General features: G+C 44.2%; 2 protein-coding genes and 1 pseudogene. 1 reads left to right on the top strand and 2 read right to left on the bottom strand.

The annotated features are described in order from the left end of the window. Positions 1 to 239, bottom strand: a 239-nt coding sequence (locus A3761_RS14020; RefSeq protein ID WP_156491848.1) for a hypothetical protein, incomplete at its 3' end; no start/stop codon positions are given. Positions 240 to 398: 159 nt separating this feature from the next. Here A3761_RS14020 and A3761_RS14015 point away from each other — a divergent pair. Continuing rightward, entirely contained in the window at positions 399 to 2,711 is a 2,313-nt protein-coding gene (locus A3761_RS14015) for a bifunctional diguanylate cyclase/phosphodiesterase (protein ID WP_068552672.1), read from the top strand. A 46-nt stretch (positions 2,712 to 2,757) separates the two neighbouring features. Here the strand turns inward: A3761_RS14015 and A3761_RS14010 are convergent. Continuing rightward, positions 2,758 to 2,958 (bottom strand): annotated as a pseudogene (locus A3761_RS14010) (type IV pili twitching motility protein PilT); the annotation flags it as partial.

The following is a 2,958-nucleotide window of genomic DNA, read 5'->3' as shown; positions in this document are numbered from 1 at the left end:
ATGTTATAGATAAGACCCAGTTTTAGATCCAATAAACCGCCTGCAGTGAGCTCTTCAGAGTCACCATTGGTGTATTCTACCTTGAGTAAGTCATCTCCCCCAAAAGTAAAGCCTCCAGCAGTAAAGCCTTGGAAGGTTTTCGTAGAAGTTGGTGAGTAATTTTCGGCTAAGGCGATATTGCTGCTAATAGAACATAGCAAAATAACCCACATCCCTAATATCTTTCTTAAACGATTCATTATTAATCCCTTTTTATGCATTAAATTTTAAAGGCGGCAGTATAGTGGACGGATTATCTTAGGTCTATTGATCGTTGAGAGTAGCCACTAAAATTGAATTGTCATTATTTGTTGTTAAGCTTTTCTCTAAATGTTTGTGTTTCAGGTTATACTTCACTCATGATCAATTTTGGCCAACTAAAAGCGCTTTTAAGTAAGCATCGAACTCGATCTGAAGCAGCTTCAGAGGCCAGGCGGAACGCGGAACAAAGTCAGCAAATCTATCAAGCGCTGGTCGATGAACGCAAGTTACGGCAAGCGTTAGAAGCTCAGCTAGTGCAAAAGAGTACCGACCTCGAACTTGCGATTCGAGATCGAACCAAAGAGCTTGAAGACAGTAACAAGCAACTCAGTGAACAAATTGCCCTGCGACAAAAGATCAGTGACGCCTTGGTAAAAAGCCAGACGCGCTTAACGCAGGCTATGGACGCAGCGCGTTTGGGCTTGATCGACTGGGATCTTGATCAAGCCCAGTTTTACCAGTCAGACTTCCATGAACTCTTCGGCGATAAAGAACTGACTACTGAAGAGCATATACATAACCTGAAAACGATTATTCACCCGGCAGACTATGTTGATGTTCGGGCGGCCGTTAACGCTTGTTTGGAAGGCGGTAAGGGAGAGTACCAACTTCAATATCGAGCCCAGAGTGGTGACGATTGGCTATGGATAGAAGAGAGCGGCAAGGTTGTTGATCGGGATGCAAAAGGGCGGGCTCTGCGAATTTTGGGGACCCGGCGTAATATTCAGTCCGAGCGCGCTCGTGATGAACAAGTTCGCTTGGCTAAGTCGGTCGTTGATCATACTTCAGAAGGTGTTTTTGTTCTGGATGCTAACTATCGCTTCCTGTCGGTTAATCCTGCTTATGAGAAAATAATCGGGCAGAGTGCGGAACAGCTTGTTGGGCAGAAGATTGATTGTTTGAGTGATACGCCTAAGCGTCAGGAAGCCTATGCCCAGATATTTGAAGAGGTACAAGCCAAAGACCTATGGCAGGGTGAATTATTAGAGAAGCGATACCATGGTGATTACTTTCCCCAGTGGACTCAGATCAATGCCATCAGGGATCGCAACGGACATATACAATACTATGCCGCAATGCTCTCTGACCTGTCTGTTCGACAAGCTGCTGATAAGAAACTCAATTACTTACTTAATTATGATGACCTCACTAAGTTAGCGAATCGCAACCAGTTCAAAGATCAGTTACACCGCGCTGTGGTTCGCTACAAAGATGAAGGCTTACCTTTCGCCTTAGTGACCTTGGATATTGACCGATTCAAGCAGTTTAATGATAGCTTTGGTCATGATGCGGCTGATGAGTTGCTCAGGGAAATTGCTCGACGCTTGTCTGCGAATGTACAGAAGGTTGATATTCTAGCCCGTGTTGGAGGCAACGAGTTTGCTTGCGTCGTGTCCTGTAGTCCGACCTTTGACGTAATGAAGTTTGCAGAGCGACTTTTTAAAACTGTGACCCATCATAATTATGATATATCGAGTGAGGAAATCGCTTTATCTTGCAGTATGGGTGTCGCACATGTTCCTGAACATACTCAGGATATCGAAACATTGATGCAATATGCGGCCTTGGCGGTGCAGAAAGCTAAATTCCAGGGAGGCGATCAGATCCAATTGTTTGATGATAGTCTTAAGCAGTTCTCTAGAGAACGTCTGGAAATGGAAAATGCATTGCGTAAAGCGTTGCAAAGAAGTGAGTTGGAAGTCTATTACCAACCGAAGCTGGATGTCAGGTCGAGAAGGATTAATTCTTGTGAGGCTTTGGTGCGTTGGAATCACCCCCAAAAAGGGCTCATTTCGCCTGCTGAATTTGTCAATATTGCTGAAGAAAGTGGTTTGATTTCTGAGCTAGGAGCCTATGTGCTTGAAACTGCTTGTCGCCAGGTTAAAACATGGCAGGAACAGGGCTTAGGTACTATTTGTGTTGCCGTAAATTTGTCACCTAGGCAGATTCGTGATCAAAACTTGAAAGGTATGATTAAGAGTGTGTTGGAGTCGAGCGGTATCTCGCCAGCATGTTTGGAATTAGAGCTAACAGAAAGCGTCATAATTGAAGACTTTCGCGCCGGTTTGAGTTGCTTGCATGAATTAAAAGAACTAGGGCTTAAAATTTCTATAGATGACTTTGGTACCGGGTATTCATCATTAAGTTACCTAAAAGAATTGCCGGCTGATACGCTAAAAATTGACCGTTCATTTGTTGAGGGGCTTGAAAACTCCAAAGCACAACTCGCGATAGTCAAGGCTATTATCGTGTTGGGTCAGAGCTTGAACCTTCGTGTGGTTGCAGAAGGTGTCGAGAATCAGGCCCAGTTGTCACTATTATCGCAGCATGGGTGTGATTATATTCAGGGCTACCTTGTCTCAAGGCCATTGAATGTTAGTGACATGGAGGCGTTGTTGAGAAAGCAATGAATAACATTGCTTCTCTTAAAGGTAAGTCAATCTATAATCTTGGGGCTTAGAAACCACCAATGTCTCCATCATCCTGAATACTAAGACGATCAGTTGTTGCTGATAGTTGGTTAGGCGATGAGGCGTCTGCTCCCAGTTTTATCATCAAACGTAAATCGTTCGCTGAATCTGCATAGGCGAGCGCATCTTCATAAGTAACATCTCCAGCTGAATACAGGTCGTACAGGGCCTGATCAAAGGTCTGCAT

It is taken from the genome of Oleiphilus sp. HI0123, assembly GCF_001635315.1.
This window is presented reverse-complemented; position numbering and strand designations above follow the sequence as displayed.